The sequence below is a fragment of the Alcanivorax sp. HI0083 genome, from assembly GCF_001635175.1.
The window spans coordinates 1-358 of sequence record NZ_LWFX01000016.1 but is presented as its reverse complement, the minus strand read 5'-3'; the positions used below and the strand labels follow the sequence as shown (position 1 = coordinate 358).

Genomic DNA, 358 nt, shown 5'->3' with positions numbered 1-358 from the left:
CCAAACAGGGAGCAGATCGAGGATTCCAGACCACGCTTGGACTGGGAGTACTTGTCTTCTTCCGGCAAGTACATGGTGACACCCAACGCTCGACCGCGGGGAATAATGCTCACCTTGTAAACCGGATCATGCTCTGGCACCAAACGCCCCACAATAGCGTGGCCCGCTTCGTGGAAGGCGGTGTTCAGCTTTTCTTTTTCGTTCATCACCATGGAGCGACGCTCGGCGCCCATCAGGATCTTGTCCTTGGCTTTCTCAAACTCTTCCATGGACACCATTCGCTTGTTGGCGCGAGCGGCGAACAATGCAGCTTCGTTGACCAGATTGGCCAGGTCCGCACCGGAGAACCCGGGCGTAC

At 56.7% G+C, this 358-nt stretch carries 1 pseudogene; it reads right to left on the bottom strand.

Going from position 1 to position 358, the window contains the following annotated elements:
* Positions 1-358 (bottom strand): annotated as a pseudogene (locus A3754_RS00265) (ATP-dependent metalloprotease); the annotation flags it as partial.